General features: G+C 70.7%; 18 protein-coding genes and 2 pseudogenes. 5 read left to right on the forward strand and 15 right to left on the reverse strand.

Annotated features, from left to right (window positions below; all coding sequences use genetic code 11):
• Window positions 1-319 precede the first annotated feature (319 nt).
• Complete coding sequence (locus IW245_RS10360; protein ID WP_197002961.1) at window positions 320-1,309, reverse strand: hypothetical protein; 990 nt, start codon at window positions 1,307-1,309, stop codon at window positions 320-322.
• Window positions 1,310-2,048: 739 nt separating this feature from the next.
• Here IW245_RS10360 and IW245_RS10365 point away from each other — a divergent pair.
• Both IW245_RS10365 and IW245_RS10370 read left to right on the forward strand, forming a co-directional pair.
• Complete coding sequence (locus IW245_RS10365; RefSeq protein ID WP_233472388.1) at window positions 2,049-3,164, forward strand: ABC transporter substrate-binding protein; 1,116 nt, start codon at window positions 2,049-2,051, stop codon at window positions 3,162-3,164.
• A gap of 526 nt (window positions 3,165-3,690) precedes the next feature.
• The gene (locus IW245_RS10370; protein WP_197002962.1) at window positions 3,691-4,638 is read left to right on the forward strand and encodes a DMT family transporter; all 948 of its coding nucleotides are present in this window, start codon (window positions 3,691-3,693) and stop codon (window positions 4,636-4,638) included.
• A gap of 103 nt (window positions 4,639-4,741) precedes the next feature.
• On the opposite strand, the gene IW245_RS10375 is transcribed toward IW245_RS10370, so the two are convergent.
• Genes IW245_RS10375 through IW245_RS10390 form a run of 4 tightly spaced genes read right to left on the reverse strand, consistent with a single transcriptional unit; the run spans window position 4,742 to window position 8,186 of the window.
• Window positions 4,742-6,193, reverse strand: a complete 1,452-nt coding sequence (locus IW245_RS10375) for an FAD/NAD(P)-binding protein (RefSeq protein ID WP_197002963.1) — start codon at window positions 6,191-6,193, stop codon at window positions 4,742-4,744.
• A complete protein-coding gene (locus IW245_RS10380) occupies window positions 6,190-6,915 on the reverse strand; it encodes a PIG-L deacetylase family protein (RefSeq protein ID WP_307788878.1) in 726 nt (241 codons plus the stop codon). Before IW245_RS10380 ends, IW245_RS10375 begins: the two co-directional genes overlap by 4 nt.
• A gap of 1 nt (window position 6,916) precedes the next feature.
• A complete protein-coding gene (locus IW245_RS10385; protein ID WP_197002964.1) occupies window positions 6,917-7,753 on the reverse strand; it encodes a class I SAM-dependent methyltransferase in 837 nt (278 codons plus the stop codon).
• Window positions 7,746-8,186 (reverse strand): MaoC family dehydratase, encoded by a 441-nt coding sequence (locus IW245_RS10390; protein WP_197002965.1) that lies wholly within the window; start codon window positions 8,184-8,186, stop codon window positions 7,746-7,748. The genes IW245_RS10385 and IW245_RS10390 overlap by 8 nt, the downstream gene beginning before the upstream one ends.
• Before the next feature lie 47 nt (window positions 8,187-8,233).
• Here IW245_RS10390 and IW245_RS10395 point away from each other — a divergent pair, with 47 nt between their 5' ends.
• Complete coding sequence (locus IW245_RS10395) at window positions 8,234-8,872, forward strand: maleylpyruvate isomerase family mycothiol-dependent enzyme (protein WP_197002966.1); 639 nt, start codon at window positions 8,234-8,236, stop codon at window positions 8,870-8,872.
• Here IW245_RS10395 and IW245_RS10400 read toward each other — a convergent pair.
• The 6 genes from IW245_RS10400 to IW245_RS10425 form a co-directional block, all read right to left on the reverse strand.
• On the reverse strand, window positions 8,856-9,095 hold the full coding sequence (locus IW245_RS10400) for a hypothetical protein (RefSeq protein WP_197002967.1): 240 nt from the start codon (window positions 9,093-9,095) through the stop codon (window positions 8,856-8,858). The two genes, IW245_RS10395 and IW245_RS10400, sit on opposite strands and share 17 nt — an antisense overlap.
• On the reverse strand, window positions 9,092-9,934 hold the full coding sequence (locus IW245_RS10405) for a class-II aminoacyl-tRNA synthetase family protein (RefSeq protein WP_197002968.1): 843 nt from the start codon (window positions 9,932-9,934) through the stop codon (window positions 9,092-9,094). The genes IW245_RS10400 and IW245_RS10405 overlap by 4 nt, the downstream gene beginning before the upstream one ends.
• A 21-nt stretch (window positions 9,935-9,955) precedes the next feature.
• A complete protein-coding gene (locus tag IW245_RS10410) occupies window positions 9,956-10,855 on the reverse strand; it encodes a diiron oxygenase (RefSeq protein ID WP_197002969.1) in 900 nt (299 codons plus the stop codon).
• 164 nt (window positions 10,856-11,019) lie between these two features.
• Window positions 11,020-11,445, reverse strand: coding sequence for a VOC family protein (locus tag IW245_RS10415; RefSeq protein WP_197002970.1), 426 nt, complete (start codon window positions 11,443-11,445; stop codon window positions 11,020-11,022).
• A 109-nt stretch (window positions 11,446-11,554) separates the two neighbouring features.
• Window positions 11,555-12,037 carry a hypothetical protein gene (locus IW245_RS10420; protein WP_197002971.1) on the reverse strand — a complete coding sequence of 161 codons (483 nt, stop codon included), beginning with the start codon at window positions 12,035-12,037 and terminating at the stop codon, window positions 11,555-11,557.
• A gap of 313 nt (window positions 12,038-12,350) precedes the next feature.
• The gene (locus IW245_RS10425) at window positions 12,351-12,812 is read right to left on the reverse strand and encodes a YybH family protein (RefSeq protein ID WP_267919839.1); all 462 of its coding nucleotides are present in this window, start codon (window positions 12,810-12,812) and stop codon (window positions 12,351-12,353) included.
• 348 nt (window positions 12,813-13,160) lie between these two features.
• Here IW245_RS10425 and IW245_RS10430 point away from each other — a divergent pair, with 348 nt between their 5' ends.
• The gene (locus IW245_RS10430) at window positions 13,161-13,757 is read left to right on the forward strand and encodes a hypothetical protein (RefSeq protein WP_197002973.1); all 597 of its coding nucleotides are present in this window, start codon (window positions 13,161-13,163) and stop codon (window positions 13,755-13,757) included.
• A 20-nt stretch (window positions 13,758-13,777) separates the two neighbouring features.
• On the opposite strand, the gene IW245_RS10435 is transcribed toward IW245_RS10430, so the two are convergent.
• Entirely contained in the window at window positions 13,778-14,620 is an 843-nt protein-coding gene (locus IW245_RS10435; RefSeq protein WP_197002974.1) for an alpha/beta fold hydrolase, read from the reverse strand.
• 92 nt (window positions 14,621-14,712) lie between these two features.
• Between IW245_RS10435 and IW245_RS10440 the strand changes: the two genes are divergently transcribed.
• On the forward strand, window positions 14,713-15,465 hold the full coding sequence (locus IW245_RS10440) for a TetR/AcrR family transcriptional regulator (RefSeq protein WP_197002975.1): 753 nt from the start codon (window positions 14,713-14,715) through the stop codon (window positions 15,463-15,465).
• Window positions 15,466-15,687: 222 nt separating this feature from the next.
• Here the strand turns inward: IW245_RS10440 and IW245_RS42790 are convergent.
• The 3 genes and pseudogenes from IW245_RS42790 to IW245_RS10450 form a co-directional block, all read right to left on the reverse strand.
• Window positions 15,688-16,605: pseudogene (locus IW245_RS42790) on the reverse strand (SGNH/GDSL hydrolase family protein); the annotation flags it as partial.
• A gap of 1,476 nt (window positions 16,606-18,081) precedes the next feature.
• Window positions 18,082-18,876 (reverse strand): annotated as a pseudogene (locus IW245_RS42795) (substrate-binding domain-containing protein); the annotation flags it as partial.
• A 381-nt stretch (window positions 18,877-19,257) separates the two neighbouring features.
• Window positions 19,258-22,230, reverse strand: a complete 2,973-nt coding sequence (locus IW245_RS10450) for an AfsR/SARP family transcriptional regulator (protein WP_197002977.1) — start codon at window positions 22,228-22,230, stop codon at window positions 19,258-19,260.
• Window positions 22,231-22,236: the final 6 nt, after the last annotated feature.

The raw sequence follows: 22,236 nt of genomic DNA on the forward strand, positions 1-22,236 counted from the left end.
GACGCAACCAAGAGCCCCGGCCACCGGACGGGCCACGCCCCGGGGACGGCGGCCCACCACGACGGAGCCGTGTCCTCCATGCCCGGCGGCAACGACGCCCAGCGCCTGACCGGTGGGTTCACCCGGCTGGACAGTCAGGCCGAGACGGCCCGCGACCCGACCGCGCTGCGCGACCTGGCATCCGGCCCGGCCGTTGAGGTGTGGCTTACGCCCAGCGCGGTCGACGAGCACCGGATCGCGGTCTACCCGCACTTCGAACGCACTGGCCTGAGCTGGGCCAACGAGGACCGGGAGGCTCAGGACGCTGCCCGGCATCTGTTCACAGCGCGCGCATCAGTCGTTCGCCGGCGGGGTGGCGCTTTAGTTCCTGCATGTCTTTCGCCAAACCGGTAGGCCCGCGTTCTTCCCGTTTGTGGGCCAACTGCGTCCGGAGGTTCCCGGGGAGAAGCGCCGCACGGTTGGGGGTCTTCCACAGCTCGATGGTCTGCGCCACCCAGTAGGCCGCGAACTCCAGGATCAGGAGCGACTCGACGACGAGGATCGCGTGGCTCCATGGGGTGAGCAGTAGGTGTACGCCGATGACGATGAGCAGTGTCGCGAGCATCAGCACGGCGATGACCTGGTACAGCCGGTAGTAGATCCTCGGGTGTGGCGCTTCGGGAGTGGGAGACTGGCGGCGCGCCACGAAGGCGGTGAGGCACACGGTGACGATGATCGCCGCGAACAGGGTCCCCGCGGCGACCCCGTGCGCCCGGGCGTTGAAGAGGTCGCGGCGGAAGACGAAGGCGATCAGTCCCAGCGCCAGTACCACCCGGAGGAGCCATACCGCGATCTCGCCCAGGACGCTGCGATGCTGGTCGGTGTGCGTGCGACGGTACATCCACCGCGACGCGATGTATGCCAGGAGCAGGGCGATGATGAGCGCCCACACGTTGTTGGTGATCGCCGGTTCCCACTTCGCCCACGGTCCCGCCGCGCCACAGACCTGTCCGGGCGAGCCGGTCGGCACGAAAGCGACGATGAACGCGAGGACGCCGGCCAGGTCGAGCAGGGCATCCTCGGTGTCACTACTGCCCCTGTAGACGATCAACTGGACGCCGATCGCGCACAGCGCCGCGACGAAGACGCTGTGCGCGGTCGTGTAGTAGTACGCGCTGATGGATTCCTGCCAGCACGTGGCATGGAGCCGTTCGCCGACGACCCCGGCGGCCAGCAGGCCGACCATGATCGCCATGCCCGCGCGCAGGTACCGGTAGGTGTCCAGCGTGATGTCGCGGGCCTGTTCCTCCGCGTCGCGCGCTTCGCTCATCAGACCTCACACCCAACCGACGATCGGATCGATTCGCCGCGTCGCGATGGGCATGCGCGGCTACCGATGAGTATCGCACGATCGTCGGGCGTTATCCCGATGCCAAATGTCGGCGAAGTCGCTGGGAGTGATGGACAGTCAAACATGGACAGTCCCGCTAGGGGTGCCGAGCCATTGCCCCCGGGCTCCGTGCGGGCGAAGGCCGGCTCCAGCTCGGCGGCTGAGGGCTCGCGACCCGCGCCGAGACCGGCACGGGCCGCGACGCCCACCGCCCGCCCGCACAGTGCCGCCCCGAAAGTCGATTGGCGGAGTTTCGGCGGGGCCGGGCGTCGGCAGCACGGGCGTTGCGGGTTCCGCCGCCCCGATCTGTGTGAGGAGGTCGCGGTTGGCCTGGATGAGGTGGCGGGCGCTCAGCCAGTTCAGGACGAACATCCCGCAGCCGGGACCATGAACAGCACCGTGGTCGGCAGCGTCAACCGGCCGCGCAACGGCAGCCGGGAACGGAAGGACGGGCCACCCTGTCATGACGTCGGGGTAGCGGTTCCGGTGTACCCGGATGAACTTTTCTGCCCGGATATTGACACCCGAAGGTGCGGATCCCAGAGTGTCCAGGACCCGTGGAACCCGGGTCGAGCGGCCTGCGGGCCGACTGTAGGGCGAGGTCAGCACCCATGCCCGATAAGTGCGACATCCCGGCGGCGGTCACCCCGTCCGGCCCCGGCCTGACAGGAGGACGCCCGTGCGGTGGACACATCGCCGACCCATTTTCGGCATCGTCGTCGGCACGCTGCTGTTCACGGTGGCGTGCGCACCGGCGGAGCCGGAGAGGGTGCGGCCGGCGTCCGCGACCTCGGCGGCCGAGCTGGGCGGCATGGACGCGCTGGTCGCGGCGGCGAAGAAGGAGGGCGCGCTCAACCTGATCGCGCTGCCGCCGGACTGGGCGAACTACGGCGCGATGATCACGGCGTTCGGCAAGAAGTACGGCATCCGGGTCAACTCCGGGCAACCCGACTACACCAGCCAGGACGAGATCAACGCCGCCCGGGGCCTGAAGGGCACCCCGCTCGCGCCCGACGTCCTCGACCTGGGCGCGAACGTCGCGCTGGCCAACACCGACGTGTTCGCGCCGTACAAGGTCGCGACCTGGGCTGATTTCCCCGAGCCACTCAAGGAGCCCACCGGCCTGTGGTTCGCCGACTATGGCGGCTACATGTCCATTGGATATGACGCCGGCAGGGTTCCCGCGCCCAGTTCCATCCAGGACCTGCTCAAGTCGGCGTACAAGGGCAAGGTCTCCATCGACGGCGACCCGACGGCCGCCGGCGCGGCGTTCAACGCGGTCGTGACTGCCTCGCTGGGCAACGGCGGTTCCCCGGACGACATCGGCCCCGGAGTGGACTTCTTCGGCCAGCTCAAGCGGAACGGCAACCTGGTCCGGGGCGAGCCGAACACGACCACGATCCAGACCGGCAAGACGTCCGTCGTGATCGACTGGGACTACCTGAACGCGGGATACGCCTCCAAGCTCAAGGGCGTGGTCGACTGGAAGATCCTTGTCCCGCAACACGCCGTCGTCGGGTCATACTACGTCCAGGCCGTGCACAAGGACGCGCCGCACCCGGCCGCCGCCCGGCTGTGGGAGGAGTTCCTGTATTCCGACGAGGGCCAGAACATCTGGCTACGGGGCCTGGCACGTCCGGTCCGGGCCGACGCGATGCGGCGGGCGGGCACGATCGACGCGGCGGCGGACGCGAACCTCCCTCCGGTCGTCGGCGACCCGGTATTCCTGTCCCCCGCCCAGACCGATGCCGCGAAGAAGTACCTGACGGAGAACTGGAACCGGGCGGTCAGCTGACCCGCCCAACGCGACGTCCGAATGGCACCAGACCCGCCTGGACCGCACGATCATGGACTGGTCAACGAACACGACAGGTGCCTGACGGACGGTGGCAATCGTGACCGGCGGCAGCCGGGGGCATCGCGGCGGGACCCGACTGGCGTGCGCGGAGCCACAATCTGGTCGAGGGGTTGTCTGCTCGCGCCTGCCATCGTGGGCCTGCGACGTGTGGATCATGAGCCGGCCGGCTTCAGGTAGCACTCCCTTCGGATCCTCCGGTCGTGGGCTGACGTTGGAGTAGCCAGTTCCCACCACCCACCACCTCTCCTCCGTGCGCGTCCCCTCACCACGCCGGTTCGACCGCGTTCCGGTCGCGTCCGCCACCACCCTGCGCTACTGCGCACACGTCCCGGCGGCCGCCGGCCCGAGCTGCCCAGCGCCGCCACCGGGTCCAGGTCGATCCGTATAACAATGTGGAATAAGTCATGACTTCAACTACTTCGGGCCTTGCGTACCGCCAGGCATCGACGGCAGACTGTCTGCCATGTCTCACTCCACGGCCGCCGAGTGCACCCCGGGCCAGACGTCGACCCCCACCCGCTGGTGGCAGTCCTGGCCGACCTACTTCCTGGTGCTCTCCGCGCTGTGGGGCACGACGTTTCTGTACATCAAGGTGGGGGTCGAGACCTTCGCGCCGTTGCAGGTGACCTTCGGCCGGGTCGGGTTCGGCGCGCTCGCCCTGCTCGTGGTGCTGCTGCTCCGTCGCGACCGGCTGCCCCGGTCGCCCGTCGTGTGGGGGCACGCCGCGTTCGTCGCGGTGATGGGCAGCGTTCTGCCCTACAGCCTCCTGTCCTACGGCGAGCGGCACGTGTCCTCCGCGCTCGCCGGCATCCTGAACGCCGCGACCCCGCTGTGCGCCCTGGTCGTGGTGCTGTTCCTGCTCCCGGAGGAGCGGCCGAACCGGGCCAGGATCACCGGCCTGCTGATCGGCTTCGTCGGCGTGCTCGTCGTACTCGGTGTCTGGCAGGCGGCCAGTGGCGCGCTCAGCGGTGGCCTGATGTGCCTGGGTGCCGCCGCCTGCTACGCGGTCGCGTACCCCTACATGCGCCGCTTCCTGATCCGCCCCGACGTGTCCGGGGTGGCGGTGTCCACGGCGCAGCTGCTGATCGCGTCCCTGATCACCGGGGTGCTGATGCTGCTGTTCACCGATCCGCCGACGAGCTGGCCGGTGAACGCGATCGGCAGCGTCGTCATGCTCGGCGCGGTGTGCACCGGTCTCGCCCAGGCGCTCAACTACGCGCTGATCGGCAAGGTCGGCGCGACCACCACCACCTCCACCACCTACGTGATGCCGGTGTTCGCGGTCCTCGCCGGGGTCCTGGTGCTTGGCGAGCCGGTCGCGTGGAACCAGCCGGCCGGCGCCCTGATCGTGCTGGTCGGGGTGGCGATCTCCCAGGGCGTGCCCCGCCGGCTGCTCAACAAGGCGGCTTGAACTCCGGCGCGGGCGGCCAGCCACGCGGCCTGACCACCCACGTGGGTGGCCTGCGGCCCGGCCGGGCACCCGCGTCGCCCGGCGACAAAGCCTCCGGCTCACTTCAGGCAGCCGTCGTCGCGCGCGCGGACGTGACACGGGCCGTGATCGCGGCGGCCACGGCGTCGGCGGCCCGGTTGACCATGAACATGCTCCCGGCGTAGTACAGCTCGCCGGAGGTGATGTCCCCGATCGCGTACGCCGCCGGGTGTCCCCCGCCGAGCAGGGCGTGGCTGTCCACGTCGACCCGGAGGCCGCCGTAGGGGCTGGGTTCGCCGAGACCCGAGGTCACCACCGAGGACACCAGGGACCGCGAGCCCGCCCCGACCACGGCGAGGCCGACCCGGGTCGAGTCGATCACGGCGGCTGCCGGGGGCGGTGCGGCGGGCCCCTCGGCCACGAACCCGCGATCCGGCCGGTGGGTCACCGCCGTCACCCCCGGCCGCACCGACAGCTGGCCGGAGTCCATCGCCGCGAGCAGTCGGCGGGCGGTGTGCGGCGGCATCGGGTTGTAGGTGCTCTTCAGCACCGGCTGGAACCGGGCGAGCACCAGCCGCTTCTCCGCGTCGGGCAGGCCGGTCCACACCGGCAGTCGGGCCGAGTGCAACGCGGCCATCATCAGGCTCTGCGCCGGGTTGTCCGACGCGGCGAGCTGGCCGCGCAGCCGGTCGGCGGCCGGGACCACCGGCCCGACCAGCGCGCGGGGGTCGGCGCCGGCCTCGCGCAGGTCGGCCCGGAACAGCCGCCAGACCTCGCGGAGCCGGACCGGCCCGGCGGCGAGCCGTTCGGGGGTGAGGTGCCGCAGGGTCATCGGCCGGTCGACGGCCCGGACGCCGGGCAGGATCCCTCGCCGGGAGAGCATCGTGATCGGCCCGGTGTGGCCGAGGTGCAGCAGCCCGAGTGCGGCATCCACCCCGGACAGTCCGGTGCCGAGCACCAAGACGTGCCCGTCGCCGAGCACCCGGGGCAGAACCTCCGTCATCGGGTACGGGTCGGGGTGGAACCCGGGCGCGCCCGCCAGCCGGTACGGGTCCCCGGGGGCCGCCGATCCCACGCACAGCACCAGGGCGTCGGCGTCGGACACCCAGCCGTCGCCGCGCAGCAGCACCCCCTCGCCGGCCGGTGCGACCTCGTGGACGAGCGCGGCCCGTAGGTCGACCCGCCAGCCCCGGCCCTCGGCGGCGGCGACGCACTCGGCGAGCCGCCCCGTCAGATACCGGCCGAAGTCCGATCGGGGCACGAACGACTCGGGCTCGGCGTCGGCGTGCCTGCCGCCCTGCTCGCGCAGCCAGCGCAGGAAGTGCTCCCGGTCGCCCCACCGGGCCGACATGTAGCCGGCCTGGCGGTTGACCAGCGCGCAGTCCAGGTCCGGCCGGTACGCGCGGCCGGTGGCCAGGGTGCCGGAGCCCTCGTACACGGTGATGTCGAGGGTCGCGGGGTGGCCGTCGAGGTGGCGGAGCAGGCTGTCGAGCAGGCTGACGGCGGCGGCTCCGCCCCCGATCACGGCGAGTCTCATCCGTCCTCCTTCGCGGCCGGTCCGGTGGTGACGACCTGAAACGCCTCGGCGAGCACCCCGTCGGGCAGGCCGCCGCGCCGGGCGTGCCCCGCCAACCGGGACCGGACGTGCCCGTCGAGGTCGGCCAGGTGCCCGGTCTGCGAACCGTGCGCACGCAGCGCCGCCACCTTCAGGTCGACGAACCCGGTGACGTCGACGAAGTGGTCCGGGGTCGGGCCGCCCACCACCCAGGTCTCCGGCACCGTCCACGGCGCGAGGTCGGCGATCTCGGGGTGGGCGTGCGGGTTGCGCGCGTCCGGGTACACCGCGCACCATGCCGCCTCGCCGGCCGCCCGGTGGTCCGGGTGGGTGTCGGGCACCCAGTCCCAGTGGAACTCGGGGCTCTGCAACAGCACCCGGTCGGGCCTGACCTCGCGGATCACCCGGCTGATGTCCCGGCGCAGCGCCACGCTGACCTCCAGCCGGCCGTCGGGGTAGCCGAGGAACCGCACGTCGCGCACGCCCAGCACCGCGGCGGCCGCCCGCTGCTCGGCGCGCCGTGCCTCACCGACCCGGTCGCGGGACTCCGCGGACTGGCCGGCGTCGCCGTCGGTGAGGACGCAGTAGGCCACCTCGACGCCGGCGCGCACCCAGCTGGCGACCGTGCCGGCGGCCTGGAAGTCCACGTCGTCGGGGTGCGCCACGACCACGAGGGCGTGGCGCACCTCCCCGTCCGTGAGCACGTCAGCCCGTCTGGGCCGTGAAGAGGAACGAGCGGGGCGCGTTGGCCAGTTCCCGGGGCGGCGCCGGGTAGGGCCAGCGGCCGTACGCCGCGCCCTCCTCGCCGGGCTGCTTGAGGTCGGATACGGCCCACCCGGTGCCCTTCAGGAACGGCTCGGGCTCGTCGGTGCCGAACAGCCACGGCGCGCCGTCCTCCTCGAGCGCGCCGAGGAACTGCCGGGCGAACGGGTTGGTCAGCGAGGCCCGGCTGGCCATGTCCGCGACCAGGACGGAGCCGGCGGCCGACAGCCCGCGCAGGGTGCCGAGCAGCCGGGTGACCGCTTCTTCGGGCAGGAAGAAGAACAGGCCCTCCACCACCCACAACGTCGGCGCGGCCTGGTCGAAGCCGGCCGCCACCAGGGCGGGCGTCCATTCGCCGGCCAGGTCCACCGGGACGGGCACCCTTTCGGGGCCCGGGCGGGGGGTGGTGGTGGCGAGCAGGTCGTTCTTGGCGGCGAGCAGGGCCGGGCGGTCCAGTTCGTACACGGTGACCCCGGCCGGCCACGGCAGCCGGCGGACCCGGGTGTCCATCCCTGCGGCGACGAGCACGACCTGGCGCGGGCCGTCGCCGGCGGTTGCGGCCACGATCGCGTCGTCCATGTACTTGGTCCGCACCGCGATGAACGGCACGATGCCCGAGCCGGAGTACCTTTCGAGCAGGGTGAACCCGGTGTCGCCGGCGACGGTGCGCGCGCAGTCGTCGACGAAGAGGGCGTCCGGGCGTTCGGATTCCAGGGCCCGGGCCGCGGCGGTCCACTGGGCGGTGAGCGAGACGGCTTCCATGATGCTCCGATCAGTCACGACGACGGAAGATGCTGTGCAGGACCATGCTGAACACGACCTCGCCGGCCGAGTTGACGAACTCGCACCGCGGCTTGACGATGCCCAGCCGCGAGTCACTCAGGGAGGGGAACGAACCGAGCACGGTGAGCCGCGCCGTCAGGGTGTCGCCGGGCCGGACGGGGCGGACGAATCGCAGTTCATCGACGCCGGGCGATCCTTCACCGGAGCTGTCGGCGAGCACGGTGTCCACGTAGCGCCGCATGAACATCGCCGCGGTGTGCCAGCCGCTGGCCACCAGCCCGCCGAACGTGGAGCCGGCCGCCGCGTCGTGGTCGACGTGGAACCGCTGCGGGTCGAACGCGCGGGCGAAGTCCAACATCTCCGACTCGGTGACCGTTACGGAACCCAGGTCGATCACATCGCCGGGCTTGAAGTCCTCAAAGTACCACAATATATTCACCTCTTCCTATATCGTCAGGGCTCGTCTAGCCTGTGGCCATGACCGAGCTGACGCCCTCCGAGCGGATTCTGCTGGCCGAGCACCGCACCCTGCTGCCCCTCGTCCGTGACCTGCCGCGCGCCGCCCTCGACGCGCCGACCGTGTGCTCCGCCTGGTCGGTGCTCGACATCCTGGCCCACTGCGGCGCCGCCCTGAGCTGCATCGCCCGGGGCGTGGCCTACGACTCCAGCCCGGCCGGCAACGAGACCCAGGTGCTCGAACGCCGCACCTGGACCGTGCCCGCGATTCTCGACGAACTCGAACACGGGCTGCTGGAGGCCGGGGCCGCGATCGTCGCGTCCGACGGGGCCTGGGACGGCGCGGCGCTGGGCACCTGGATCCATGGCGGCGACATCCGCGCTGCCCTCGGCGACGCGGGGGCTTACGCGAGCGAGGGCCTGCACGACGCGGTCACCCTGCTCGGGGCGAGCGCGCGCGTCCGGGACACGCCGCTGGCCCATGTCACCCTGCCGGACCGCACTCTGGAGCTGGGCAGTCCGGTGCCGGGCCGGGCGCCCGCGACACTGCGGACGGACGCCCCGACCCTGATCCTGTTGTACTCAGGCCGACCCGCCGACCCCGGCAGCTACACGCTCACCGGGGCCGAGGCCGCCGAACTCGTCAGCCAGCAGTGGTGAGGTAGCGCTTCGTGATCCTCTCCAGGGTGCGGAAGTCGTCGATCTGCAGGCCGTCGAGGCTGATCACCTGGCCGCTGACCTGGCCGATGTAGAACACGAACTCGACGAACGACAGCGAGTCGATCAGCCGACTGTCGATCAGGTCCACGTCGGGCTCGATGTCGGCGAGCCCCTCGTGCCGCTGGAGGATCCAGGTCTTGACCTGCTCGGTCGCTGAGGTCACAGCAATACCCCTTTCGTGTCCATGTTGGATGAGGCCTTCAGAACGGCGGACTGGGCTTCCTCCCAGTCGCCGAAGCGCTCGAAGAGCGCCGACAACCATCGCTCGAGGCCGAAGGCCGCGCAACTGGTGAACACCGGGTTGGCCTCCGGCGCGAGGGTGATGGCGCACCGGTCGCCGAAGAAGTTGCGGTGCATGTTGACCGAGGCGATCGCCATGTCGCCCGCGAGGAACTCGTGCTTGACCGGGGACAGCCGCTGCAACAGAGCCCGGGGGCTCTCGCCGTCGAAGAACGGGTCGGTCGCGACGTCCTTGCGCAGCGGCAGGTCGAGGGCGGCGGCGAACGCGGCGACCCTGTCGCTGAACCGCAGCAGGTGCGCCTCGACGAACTCCTGGGAGCCCATCGCGACCACCTCGCGCATGTGGAAGCCGAGCAGTCGGCGCAGGTCCACGTAGTGGTCCTCGCGGCGGAAGCACCGGCCGAGCACGGTGACCAGGGTGTCCCCCGGCAACTGCTGGCCCTCGTAGTGCAGGTACACCCCGAAGCAGGCGGCGGACGGCAGCGCGAGCTGCGCCGGCTCCAGGAAGAAGGTGTCGAACTCCCCGGTCTCACCGTCAGCCGGCAGGCTCTGCCGCTTGGACATGTCCAGGGAGCTGACGAGCATCGCCTGGTGGGGGAAGTTCTGGTAGAAGTCGAGGCGCGCCAGGCTCCGGACAGGGAGCAGTGGCGGCATGATCATGGAAACCGCGCCATCCCCGTGGCCCCAACCCTCGAAGATGCCGTCCAGGCATCGCAGAAGGTCGGTGGCACCCGGACCGAGGGCGGTCAGTCCGTTGTTCACAATCGTCTCCAGGTGAGGAGGTCAGACTCCGGCCAGGTCGAGCGTGTCGTCGGCGAAGATGCCGGACCTGAGCAGGAACGACAGGGGCTTGCGAATGATCTTGCGCTCCAGGGGGCGGCGGCGCTCGTCGTTGAGCAGCCTGGCCCGGAAGGTCAGCGGGTCGCTGATCCCGGCGTCCAGGTAGACCTGCGGGTTGTAGAAGCCGCGGATGCTGAACACGAGGTAGCGCTTGAGATACGTCTCGATCTCGCGCAGCGCCGACTCGTCGAGCCGGTCGCGCAGTCGGGAGTAGAGCAGCTCCACCAGCTCCCGGCCGAAGGCGATGTGCCGGGACTCGTCCTGGTGGTGGATCCGGTTCACCTGCTGGATCGTCTCGTGCAAGGTGGGGTCGTCGGACATCCGGAGGTTGTAGAAGTCGACGATCTCCTCGAAGAGCAGGATCCGGGCGAAGACCAGGAAGTTCTCCACCTCGGGGTCGGCGTGCGCGATCTGGCCGAGCTTCGGCCCCGAGTAGATCCGGCCGCCGCCGTAGCGTAGGCAGAACTCGGCGAAGAACCACATGTGCTCGTTCTCTTCGCCGACGAAATGGTGGAAGAATTCGGAGGCCATTGCAAACTCAGGTGAATGAATGCGCTTGATCACCTCCACGAGGAGCTCGCGAATTCCTTCCACATTCATGCTGTAGAAATTGATGCTCTCCCAGCGCGACAGGCGGTGCAGCGCCTCCGGCCCGATCTCCTCCGCAAGGTCGGTGCCGTGTGTCGACAGCAGGTCCGCGCTCATCCAGAGGGTGTCCTCGGGAAGGGTGTCCGGCCAGGTGAACACCCGGTAGGGGTTGTAGTAGTCCTCGACCGCCTTGTGGCTCAGGCGGTCGAGGATCTCCACGAACCGTTCGGGCACAGTGGCATCAGTTGTGGGCATGATGCTCCCTTTGACAAAGACGAACAAGAGATCCCCGGCAGCGTGTCCGCGCACGGGGGCAGAACCCCGTTTTCCCCGCTCTCAAGGAAGAGTCTGCCACGCTCGTCTACAAAGGTGCAAGCATCAGAATATTTAAATGTATAATAAGGAAGGCGTACTCGCGGTCACCGCGCGAACAGGGCGTCCTCGGCGAGGAAAGCCTTGAACTCCAGGGCGTTGCCCGACGGGTCCCGGAAGAACATCGTCCACTGCTCGGCGGGCTGGCCGGCGAAGCGCAGGTACGGCTCGACCACGAACGCGGTGTCGACCTCGCGTAGCCGGTCGGCCAGCTTGTGGAACTCCGGCACGGTCAACAGCAGGCCGAAGTGCGGCACCGGCACGTCGCGGCCGTCCACCACGTTGCGGCTCTCGGCGGACCCGCCGGCGGCGAGGTGGGTGACGAACTGGTGGCCGTAGAGGTCCCAGTCGACGGAGATGTCGGTCGACCGACCCTCGGACAGACCCAGCACGCCACCGTAGAACGCGCGGGCGGAGTCGAGGTCCTCCACGGGGACGGCGAGATGGAAGCGGGGGCGGACTGCTTCGGTCATGCGAACTCCCTAGCAATTCGACTACCAGGCGGTCTTCCGGACAACGGACACTGTACCCGGAGCACTCCCCCCGGACCCCCGTCCATCTGCGGGTCCTGGTGCGGCCCTGTCAGGCGCTCCGCCGGCCTCGGAGGTGTCGCGGGCCGGATGATCGGCGGCGTCGCCCGGGCCAACCCATCCACCAGACGGCCGTCAGCAGCGCCAGACCGGCGACGCCGAGCGGCCAGGCCAGACCACCGGGGGGCGGCAGTTGCACCTCGGCGCCGTCCACCAGCACCCGAATCGTGTCGCCGGGCCGAGCTGAGCCTGCCGCAAACGCGATCGTGCCGGATCGTGGTTGGCCACTGTCTGACCATGTCACCGCGCAGCGCTCCATCCGCTGGGTGGCACCTCTGGTTCCGACCTGGGTGAACGGCTGGCAATCGCCGACCAGAGCAGCCGCGCGCTGCCAGGGGTGCAACTGCTTGTGGGACCGCAGATCGAGACCGAAGGCGGTCAGGAGCAACATGCCACAGATGGCGAAGGCGACATAGGCCGTCGCGTCCCAGCGCGGTGGCCGCGCCGCGCCGGCCACGCGGCGCAAGACGTCCATGCCGTCAGGATAGAACCGCAGGGCGGCGTGGCCGCCGATCCTGACCAATCGGGTCGGATCGACTTACCGGCGGACCCGCCCGCTGCCGCGCCCGGCCGGGGAGCACTTCCGCGTCACCGGGTACAACCCTCCGAACCTGCTCACCGCGGAAGGCGACCGAGGCCCTTTGACCGGGACCAGCACGTCCCGGTTGACCCCGCTCGACGAGCGCACCACCCGGCTGGTCAACAGCGTGCAGGTCCGGTTCGCGGTCACGGCCACCAGCCCGAGAACTACCGCGCGCCGAACCGGCCTGGAACTGACCGCCGGGTGGTCAGCTCAGTCCCAGCGCCTCCTGGATGCCGCGATCCGCGTCGGTCTGGTGATGGATCATCTTCCAGTCGCCCCCTTCGCGTCGGTAGATGTTCGTGGCCCGGATGTCGGAGTGGACCTTCTTACCCCCGGCCTTGGCGTCCACATGTTCGGTGCCGAGCGTGTAGGCCAGGCCGTCCACCGCGTGGACGCTCAGGTCGCTCACCTTCACCATGCCGTCGGAGAAGGCCTGAGCGGCTCCGTCCCAGGAGGCCCGGACCTCCTCCCAGCCCTCCTGGCGACCGCCGAGCGGATGCGTGGTGGACACGTCGTCCGCGTGCGACCAGACCTCCGCCATCGGGCCGCTGTCGCCTTTCAGTAAGGAGTTCAATGCCGCGTAGACTGATCGGACGCCTGACGGACCTCGTCTTCGGTGGTCATGATCATGTCCCTTCTCTCGACTTCTCCGATATCTACCATGCATTAGTCAGAAGCATGACGATCTCAGCGGTTTTGCCGCCTCGGCAGGGCGTGCTTCGCGTCGTTTCTTCTTCTGCGGCCGCCACCACAATCGGGCAGCTCCCTCTCTGGGCGGGCGGCGACGAATCGCGTGCGAGTTTGCTCCGCACATCCCCTGACCTTGCAGCGGAGCCGCATTGTGCTCTACCGAAGGTCCTCACTGACAAGGGCGATCCGGAGTTCGTGAGCAGGTGACGGGCTCAGAGCGTCCTCCCGACACCACTTGACAGATCTTGGACTATCGGGGTCCGGTCAGGTCGCCGGGGTGGCTGGATGGTCAGGTCACACCAGACGGCCTCGAGGGGACGGCGACATGGTCGGCGAGGAACGCCGCAGGACTGGCTGGGCCCGGCTCGCCGAACTCGGCCCGGCCTGGCTCAGCTCGATCGCGGCCGTGATCGCGGCGCTGGCCGCCGCCGGGTTCTTCGCCGGCCGGCTCACAGCGGACGTGTCCACGTCGGCGGCGCCCCCACCGACCACATCCCCGGCCGCCGTGGTCACCACCGGACGCGCAGCCGCGATCGACCCGCCCGTCGCGACGCCCAGCACGTCCGCTGGTGTGGAACTGGCCAGCTACGACGTCAAACTGGTCGACAGATTCGGCTTCGTCGCCGCACTCACCGCCCCCAGCCAGGATCAGCTCCTGGAAACCAGCGACACGGACGTCAGGCTCAACCTCGGGAACTTCTTCACCCGCAGCCAGAACAAGCTCGTCGCGCTACCCACGCACACATCCCCCAGCTACGCCGCGTGCAAGGCCTCCCCCGACATCATCAGGGTGGTGCAGAACCCGGCCCCGGGGACAGGGTTCTGCGTGATCATGCAGACCATGGTGATCGGCGTACGGGTGACCGAGGTGCAGAGCAGTCCGCCCCACGCGGTCGTCCACGCGACCCTCTGGCAGTACTGACCCGGCCCGCAGCTGAGACCTCAGCTGAAGAAGTCGCGCAGAGCCGCGCCCACACGCCGCGGATCCCCGTCATCGTCCGGGCCCGAGTGCCCCAGGCCGGGGAAAGTGACCCTGCGCGCATCGGGCAGGGCTGAGGACAGTTCGTCGAGTGCGACGCCGAGGTACGCCGGGCTCCGTGCGCCGCCGAGGAGCAGAACCCGCGCGTCGAGCGCCGTGTACTCCCGGGCGGTGTCCGCCAGCTCCAGTACCAGTCGCATGTCGAAGTGTTGGGTGGGTATGAGCGCGGCGATGGAAACGTCATCCGCGGGCAGGTCGCGCGACAGGCGTGTTCCGATGTCCAGGAGCGGTACGAGCACCCATCGCGGGAGCAGGCCGAGCACCGGTTCGACGCCCATGCCCTTGAGCGCCGTGACCAGTGCGGAGGCGTGCCTGCCGGTGGTGATCTCGTGGTCGTAGCGCGGGATCCAGTCCGTCGGCACCGATCCGTTGACGGACAGCGGGGGCTCGTACAGGGCGACCCGGTCGAGTGCGGGGGTGGCGAGGGCGGTGCGGAGGGCGACGAGTGCGCCTGAGCTCAGGCCGAAGATCCGCGACGCCCCGGTCGCCGTGACCAGCGCCTGTAGGTCCTCGACCTCCCGCATGACGCTGAAGTCGTCGCCGTGGGGTCCGCTCAGGCCGCGTCCGCGCCGGTCGGGCACGTGGACGGTGAACTCGGCGGACAGGGTGTCGGCGAGTTTCATGAAGTGCTGGGAGGCCTGCATGCCGCCGTGCACGACGAGGACGGCCGGGCCTCGGCCGAGTTGGCGGTATCCGATGACCGTCCCGTCGGCGGAGATGACCGAGCCTGTGCGGTATCCGCTCACCAGGCCCTCCCCCATCGGGTTTCGACTCCACCACTATACGGGCACAGTGTTCGCATAAGCGGGACCGTAGCTCATCGCGTACACTGTGCGCAATGGATGGACCGACGGATGACACAGCACCTCGCGGCTCCGCGCGGCTGCCGATCTGGCTGCGAGCCGAACGCGCCAGCCGGGGACGACGCCCCGCCCACAGCCGGGCCGACATCGCGGCCGTAGCCATCCGGGTCGCCGACGCCGACGGCATCGAGGCGGTGTCCCTGCGCCGGGTCGCGGGCGAGTTGGGCACGGGCACGACTTCGCTGTACCGGTACATCACCAGCAAGGACGAGCTGTTCGACCTGATGATCGACAGCGCCATGGGGGAACGTGAACCACCGGCGCCGACAGGAGACTGGCCGGCTGACCTGAGAGCGATCGCCCACGAGACCCGCGCCATGGCGTTGTCCCACCCGTGGCTGGCGACGCTGCCCGCGACCCGGCCGGTGCTCGGCCCCAACAGCCTGGCCTGGTTGGAGGCGACGTACGCGACGATGGGCGGGCTCGGGCTGGACGCCGACGAGACCCTGGCCCAGGTCGGTACCCTGTTGACCTTCGTGCGCGGGCATGTCATCGAGGAACTCGCCGAGCAGGAGGCGGCGCGCCGGTCGGGCATGGACATGACGGCGTGGCTGGAGGCGCAGGCGCACTACGGCGAGCTGATCTTCAGTAGCGGCAGATACCCGCACCTGAGCCGGATGATGCTGGAGGCCGAAACGCCGCACGCCGGGGACCGCTTCGAGCGGGCGTTCCGACGCGGACTGGATCTCGTCCTGGCCGGTCTCGCGCACAGCCGATCAACCGCGTGACACCGAAACCGTGCCACAGGCGGGTGTTGTGCGCGATCAAGAAGGCCGCGACCGGACACCAGGTCCCAGACCTCCGGATCAGGGACAGGCTCGACGGCGAAGGCGGCACCGTCGGGAGAAGATCGGGCCGGGGCTGGTGACCGGTACCGCCTTGTCGGCCGCGTCCGGGTTGTGCACGCCGAACGCGAGCACCACCCGGACAGCGAAGGGCTCCAGGGTGGACTACGAGCCGGTCCCGAAGTATGTCGCGCTGATCAGTGCCGCCTCTGCGGCCCAACCCGCGTTGTTGGGGTGCGCGCTGGCCGTGTCGACGAAGGGCGCCGCCCATCGGATCTTGTTGATCCACGCGTTGCCGCCGGCGCACGTGTCGTGTCCCTGGAACAGTGCCCGGGTGTCGATGTAGTCGATCCGGCCGGGCCTGGGCGCTTCGTTGGCCGCCGAGACGGTGTTGGCGATGACCGTGTCGAGCTCGTCGGTCATCCGGTTCAACATGGCCATCTTCGCACTGCCCAGGCTGGTGGCCCAGCTCAGCGGGTTGTCGATGGCGCAGTTGTTGGAGCCGTTGTCGGCGAAGATGTGCGGGTAGCCGATGACCAGGACCCGCGCGTCGCCCCCTGTCTCGGCGACGGCGTCGTAGACCGAGCGGAGGCGTGGCGCCAGGCCGTCGATGGTGGCCTTGAGTTTGGCCTCGTAGGTGGCCAGCGAGGCGCCGCCCGTGCAACCGCCGAAGCCCAGCGCGCACTGCAGGATGACGTCGGAGAATCCTGCGTCGTTCCCGCCGATCGACAGGGTGATCAGGTCCACCGGCCGGTCGCGCAGGGCCCACAGCATGTTGATCTGGTAGTCGGGGGCGATGGCCCGTTGTTGGTTCCGGAACACCGCGTACGGGTTCCACGACTCCATGCCGCCCTGTACCCCACTGCCGGGCAGGCCGGGGATGATGTTGTTGGCCACGGCCCCGTTGCAGGCGACGATGTCGACCTGCCCCTGGTTGGCGCGGGCGTACGAGCCCAGGTCCTGCGTGTCGAGCTGGTCCTTGAGCTGGCCGGCGTACGCCTTGGCAGACCGGCGGCACTGGTTGCCGTCATAGCCGGTCGCGCCGGTGCCGGAGGAGTACGAGTCGCCCATCGCCACGTAGTGCTTGGCCCGGTAGGGCTCCTCGGGCACGGACTTGATCAGGTTCGACGCGTTGCCCGTGCTCCCGTTGGCGAACACCGGGGTGACCCGGAAGAAGTAGATCTGGCCGTCGGGCACCCCCTCGTAGCGCCAGATCACGTTTTTGCCGGTGACCTCGCCGCCGGACGGGTCGGCCACGGTGTCCATCAGCACCCAATTGCCGCCGCCGAGCGTGCAACGGTCCCCGTAGTGCCAGGAGCCGACGCCGATGAAGCACTCGACCCGATAGGACACGGCCCCCTCCCGCTGCCGCCAGAGCAGGGTGACGCCGTGGTCCCGGTTCGTCGCCGTCAGGCCGTCCACACCGGGCACGTCCTGGCCGTGCAGGGTGACCATCGCGCCGTACGCCCCGCCGAGGGTGTCGTCGTTGATACTGAAGTCGACGCTGACCAGGGTGTCACCGGCGCCATTGGACACGCCGTTGTGGGCGAGATAGTGGAATCCGGGCCCGTGGCTGACGATCAGCGCGCCGAGGTTGGAGATGGTCTTGGTGTGGAAGTCCCCGCTGGGGAAGTTCGTGGAGCCGTCGGCGTAGTGGTAGTACCAGGCGGTCAACGTCACCGTGCAGTGCGGCCCGATCACCCAGGCGCTGGAGAGGATCTCGGTGAAACTGTTGGTGAAGGTACCGTCCAGCGCGCAGGCGCCGTGCCGGGCGTGCACGTGGGTGCCGCTGCCGGGGATGTACCCGTGGTCGAGCGCGATCGTCGGCCGGACGTCCACATGGGTCGCCGCCGCCGACGCCGCCCGCACTAGCGGAGCCGCTGCCACCGGGGCAGTGCTGTCGTGCTGGAGCGAACCGCACGGCTCCGCGTCACCGTCCAGCGGCGCGAACCCGAAGGCCGCGATCACCAGGGGCTGCTGACACACCAGGGAGTTCGGGCCGATGAACACCTCGTTGGCCGGGCTGGTGTTGACCGTGGCGAAGGGCATCGCGTTGTACACGTGGTAGTCGAACCCGCCTCCGTAGGCCGGGTTGAGTAGCAGCGGCAACGGCGGCGTGGAGGCCGTACCGCTGTTGTCGATCGTGCCCAGCCGGGCCGCGCCGCGCACGTCGGCCACGATGCCGAGGAGTTGGTTGGCGTAGCCGCCCACCGCGAACGGCATGATCGCGTCGTTGCCCAGTCCCCGGCCGTCGTTGGCGGCGGCGGTGGGCCGGATGCACGGGTACCTGCCGGCCACCACGTCGTCGTCGGAGATACCGAGCAGCGCCTCCCACGCAGAACGGGTGTCGCCGGAGGACGGCAGCAGCGGGGTGACGCCGGTGACCGTGCAGGTGTAGACGGACTGCAGGTCGGCCAGCGACATCCGCGAGCCGATATTGCTGCTCGTGGAGACCGCGAAGGACACACCGCCCGGGTACCGGGCGGCATTGGGCACCACCGGGAGCTGACCCAGGTCGCTGAGCACCCCCAGGTGGACCCCGGCGGTCACGTCGGCCTGGGTGGCGCCGGTCTGCGCGAGGTACGAAGCGATCGAGAACGGCATGACCGAGTTGGCGTCGAGTCCCCGACCGTCGTTCTCCCCGAGCGGCCGGCCCCCGGCGTCACGGTCGACGACGCACGGATACGCGCCGCGGCGCACGTCAGCGTCGGCGAGCCGCATCATGCCCAGCCACAGCGTGCGCTGCCCGGAGCCCGCCCCGGGCAGCAGCGCGCGGATGCCGCCCATCGCCGGGTCGCAGTGGTAGATCGCCCGCAACTGCTCAGTGGTGATGGTGCCGGGCACGTTGCTCGCCCCATTGACCGCGAAGGTCAGGCCGTCGCGTGCGAAGGGCACGTAGACCAGGCCCGGGTCGGTGGTCGCCGGCACCCCGCCCGGCGCGTACGGCGTGACGGCCCGGGCGAAGTCCACGCATCCGTCGCCGGCCCGCGCCGAGGTCAGCAACGCGCCGATACCCTGCTCATCGTTGACGGGCCGGACGATCGAGCATCCGCCGGTGTCCTTGGTGGAGATCGACCCGGAACCGGAGACATCGAACGATCCGAGCACCGACTGCCCGTTGATCGTCGTCGACCGCGACAGTCCGGACAGCACTGGATCGGCCGTGGCCGAGCCCACCCCGACGACCTTGCCCACGACGGGGGCGGCCAGAGGCGCGGACGGCGGCGGCACCGCGGACGCGGGGACGGCCGGGACCACCATGGCCACGGACGCGGCGAGGCCGAACAGCGCGAGGGCCACCGCGAGGCGTCGCGGTGTGGACAGTGCCGAACGACGACGTGTAGTCATATCCATCTCCCCGTTACCTGCCACCCCGATGGGCACACGTTAACGATCATGGATGGAGGGGTGGATGGCCGACATGTGAACAGAACAATGTGTTTCGCCGCCTGGACGACCGCCGCCAGATGTCCATCCGAGACACGCTCGGAAGCCGGCCCGACCGTGACCTGACCGGCTCTCCCATCCGAGGAGGCCGCAGCCGTCGACGCAAAGATCATCGAGGTGCTGGTCACCCGGGTCGTCTGCCGGGACCTGACCCTCATGGGCGCGCCTCGGAGGTGCGGCACCTGCCGTACCGGGACGCGGGCGACGGGGAGGCTCCGGCCGTCGCGTGTCCCTGGCCTGGGGTCCCAGCCGTGGGGGCTGGCGTGGCGTTATCTCCACCGCCGGTGGCTAGCCTGGCGGGGCGAGCGTCCGGAGCCAGGTGAGGACCCGCTGTTCCGTCGGTGGGTCAATGGTCCGGGCGACGGCGAGCGCCTCCTCGCCCGTGCGGAGCGCGGCGGCCAGGTCGCCGGCGGCGGCGTGGGCCCTGCTGAGGTACAGCAGCGCCCGGTTCAGCGGGCGGGTCTGCCCGAGGGGCCGGGACAGTTCGGTGGCTTCGGTGAGCAGTGCGAGCGCGGTGGGCAGGTCGTCGCGGTGCAGGGCGATCTCGCCGGCGAGTTGTACGGCGTTGCGCACCGCGCGCGGGTGGTAGGAGTCCCGGGCGTCGGCGAGGCCCCGCCGGACGTGCGTCCACGCCGCGTCGATGTCGCCGGTGTCGAGGTGCAGCCTGCCGAGTTCGAGGGCCGCCGCGCACTGGCCGGGCTCGTCGTCGGCGGCGACGAACAGCTCCGCGGCCCGTTCCGCCGCGACCAGCGCGTGGCGGGGATCGCCGGTCCGGCGCAGGCTGGACGCCAGGCAGATGAGGGCGTGGCCCTCGCCGGCCAGGTCGCCGACGGCCCGCATCACCGCCGCCGCCTGCTCGAACGATGCGCTGACCAGGTCCTGCGGATCGTCGCGGAGCGTGAGCAGGTTGCCGCGGGCGACGTACGCCTGGCCTAGCTGGGATGTCGGTGGCCGGTCGCGTAGCCGGGCGATCGCCCAGTCGATCGCGGCCTGCGCGGACCGGACCCGATCGAGTTGGCGGTACACCATGCTGAGCTGCGACGCGGCGGTGGCGGCCCGCAGGTCGTCGCCGTGTCGGGCGAACAGGCGCCGTGCCCGGCCGAGCATGGCTGCCGTGGACGCGAGTTCGCCGCGACCGCGCATCATCCCGCCGAGGCCGAGGAGCAGGCAGGCCGCCCCGTACCCGTCGGGTGCGGCGGCCAGTGCCGTCTCGGCGGCGTCGGTCCATTCGGCGATGTAGGAGCGGTTGCTGGCGAAATTCGTCAGGGCGGCGACCATCCGCCAGGCGAGGTCCGGCCAGCCGCGGGCGACGCAGTCGCGCGCCACGCCGACGAGCAGGTCCCACTCGTCGGCCAGCCACTGCGCCGGGGCGGTGGACAGCGGCCAGGCCCGGTCGGCGGGGTCGTCGGGCAGGGGGGTCGGGTAGTGCTTGCTGGGCAGCTCGGCGTCCGCGTGCACGGCGAGCCCCAGGAGCGACCGGTAGCTGCGCCGGAGTGCGGCGAGGTCGTCGGCGTCGGCCTGCTCCCGGGCGAACAGCTGAACGAGGTCGTGCAGGACGAACCGGGCGCCGGTCCGCGGGGCTGACAGCAGCGACGCGTCGCGCAGGGTGCCCAGGAGGTCGGCCGCGTCGGTGTCGGATCCGCCCGTCATGTCGGCCGCGAGCCAGGGGGCGACCTCGGTCACCGGGAGCAGGCCCAGCCGGCGGAACAGGACGGCGGCGGGGTCCGCCAACCGGGCCAGGCTCAGGGCGAAGACGGCGCGGACGGCGCTGTCCGGGTCGCCGTCGACCGCCAGGCCGTCGAGACGGTCGTCGGCGACGGCGTCCACCCAGGACCGCAGCGTCATGCCGGGCTGTTCCGCGAGGTTCGTCGCGGCGATTCGCAGCGCCAGCGGCAGGCCGCCGCAGATCCGGATCACCGCGGCGGTGGCCTGTGGTTCGGCGCGCGTGCGGTGCGGACCGATGATCTGCGCGACCAGGTCCTCGGCCTCGGCGTCGGTGAGGGTGTCGAGGTCGAGCCGGTGCGCGCCGTCGCGGGCGACCAGGCCGGCGAGGCGGTCGCGGCTGGTCACCACGACGAGGTTGCCGGGGCCGCCGGGCAGCAGCGGGCGGACCTGTCGGGCGGAGGCGGCGTTGTCCAGCACGATGAGCATCCGCTGCGCGGACAGCTGCGCGCGGTACAGCGCGGCGGCCTCGTCGTCCTGGTCGGGGATGGACGCGGCGGGCAGCCCGAGCATCCGGAGCAGGCGGCGCAATGCCTCGCCTGCCCCGAGCGCCGCGCCGGCGCCGTGTCCGCGTAGGTCGAGATAGAGCTGCCCGTCGGGGAACCGGTGCATCGCGTCGTGCGCCCAGTGCACGGCCAGCGCTGTCTTGCCCATCCCGCCGGTGCCCGAGATCGCGGAGACGACCGCGACCGGGGAGCGCCCGCCCGCCACGGTGTCCAGCCACCGCAGTTCCCCGGCCCGGCCGGTGAAGTCGGGCACGTCGCGGGGAAGGTACTCCCGGCGGGGCGTGGCCACCTGCCCCGCCGACAGGGTCGGGTCGGCCCGCAGCATGCGCTCGTGCAGCCCGCGTAGCTCGGCGGAGGGCTCGATGCCCAGTTCCTCGACGAGATGGGTACGCGTCCGCCGGTAGATCTCCAGGGCGTGCGCCTGCCGGCCCGACCGGTACAGGGCGAGCATGGCCAGCCAGATCAGCCGCTCACGGGTGGGGTGCCGGCGGACGAGTTCGAGGAGCTCGTCGCACGCTCGGGCGTGCAGGCCGACCTCGATCTGGGCCTGCGCGTGCAGTTCCAGCGCCGTCAGCCGTCGGGCCTCCAGCTCCGTCCCGAGCCGTTCGCGCAGGGCGTCGTCGGCGGTGTCGGCCATCAGCGGTCCCCGCCACAGGGCGAGGAGGTCGCGCAGGAGCGGCAACCGCTCGGCGGGGTCGGCGATGCGGGTTGCGGCGTCGAGCCCGTCGGAGAACCGGTGGACGTCCACGGCCCGCCGGTCGACGTCGAGCTGGTAGGCGGCGCCCTTCGTCTCCAGGCGCAGCCCCGTGGGTGCGATCATGCGGCGCAGCCGGGCGATGTAGGTGTGCACTGTGGCCCGGCTCGACGCCGGTGCCCGGCCGTCCCATAGCAGGTCCAGCAGCCGCTCGACGGGCACGGCCCGACCGGCCTCCAGCAGCAGCAGGCACAGGACGCACCGCTCCTGCCGGCGCCGGACCACCATGACCTGGCCGTCGTGCTCGAAGCGGACCGGTCCGAGCAGATCGAATCCCACACCGCA

This window comes from Longispora fulva (assembly GCF_015751905.1).
In the GTDB taxonomy this organism is placed as follows: Bacteria; Actinomycetota; Actinomycetes; order Mycobacteriales; family Micromonosporaceae; genus Longispora; species Longispora fulva.

Coding starts and splice junctions, on each gene's coding strand:
- IW245_RS10360 (WP_197002961.1), bottom strand. CDS start 1,309: ATGAGCGAAGCGCGCGACGCGGAGGAACAGGCCCGCGACATCACGCTG.
- IW245_RS10370 (WP_197002962.1), top strand. CDS start 3,691: ATGTCTCACTCCACGGCCGCCGAGTGCACCCCGGGCCAGACGTCGACC.
- IW245_RS10375 (WP_197002963.1), bottom strand. CDS start 6,193: ATGAGACTCGCCGTGATCGGGGGCGGAGCCGCCGCCGTCAGCCTGCTC.
- IW245_RS10395 (WP_197002966.1), top strand. CDS start 8,234: ATGACCGAGCTGACGCCCTCCGAGCGGATTCTGCTGGCCGAGCACCGC.
- IW245_RS10410 (WP_197002969.1), bottom strand. CDS start 10,855: ATGCCCACAACTGATGCCACTGTGCCCGAACGGTTCGTGGAGATCCTC.
- IW245_RS10415 (WP_197002970.1), bottom strand. CDS start 11,445: ATGACCGAAGCAGTCCGCCCCCGCTTCCATCTCGCCGTCCCCGTGGAG.
- IW245_RS10420 (WP_197002971.1), bottom strand. CDS start 12,037: ATGGACGTCTTGCGCCGCGTGGCCGGCGCGGCGCGGCCACCGCGCTGG.
- IW245_RS10425 (WP_267919839.1), bottom strand. CDS start 12,812: ATGCATGGTAGATATCGGAGAAGTCGAGAGAAGGGACATGATCATGAC.
- IW245_RS10430 (WP_197002973.1), top strand. CDS start 13,161: ATGGTCGGCGAGGAACGCCGCAGGACTGGCTGGGCCCGGCTCGCCGAA.
- IW245_RS10440 (WP_197002975.1), top strand. CDS start 14,713: ATGGATGGACCGACGGATGACACAGCACCTCGCGGCTCCGCGCGGCTG.